This is a genomic window from Cellulomonas bogoriensis 69B4 = DSM 16987, from assembly GCF_000767165.1.
Classification (GTDB): Bacteria; Actinomycetota; Actinomycetes; order Actinomycetales; family Cellulomonadaceae; genus Actinotalea; species Actinotalea bogoriensis.
The window spans coordinates 1-525 of record NZ_AXCZ01000454.1; the positions used below are offsets into that span (position 1 = coordinate 1).

General features: G+C 77.5%; 1 protein-coding gene. It reads left to right on the forward strand.

Features of this window, described 5'->3' with window-relative positions; all coding sequences use genetic code 11:
• Nucleotides 1-81: 81 nt before the first annotated feature.
• A partial coding sequence (locus tag N869_RS15985) for a flagellar hook-length control protein FliK (RefSeq protein WP_232229898.1) occupies nucleotides 82-525 on the forward strand: 444 nt, incomplete at its 3' end.

Sequence of the window (525 nt, forward strand, 5' to 3'; positions counted from 1 at the left end):
CCCGCCGCACTCACCCGGGCGGTCGCCCCTGCCACGGTCGCCGTCCCGGCACAGCCCGGGCCCGTCGCGACGGTCACCGGCGTGCCTGCACCGGTGGAGCCGGCGCGTGCCGATGCCGTCGCGATCCCCGCAGGGATGACCCCTGTGGCCGACGGTCAGGCACCGGCGAGCACCTCGTCCACCGCCCAGCCGGCTTCTGCGGCCCAGCCGGCCGTCGTCCCTGAGCAGGCCAGGGCCCTGATCGACCAGCTGGGTGCCCGGCTGGTCGGCCTGCGGGCCGCCGGTGAGGGCCAGCACGTCATGACCGTGCGGGTCGACCCCGACACGTACGGCCCGGTGCGGGTCGTCGCGCACATCAGCGGCGACGGCGTCCGGATCGAGCTGGTCGGTGCCGGTGAGCAGGCCAGGGAGGCGCTGCGCGCCGCACTGCCGGACCTGCGTCGCGACCTGGCGGCCGGTGGCCTGAACGCCGAGCTCGGCCTCGGCAGCGGCAGCACCGGTGACCGCGGCGGCGAGGGCCGAGCG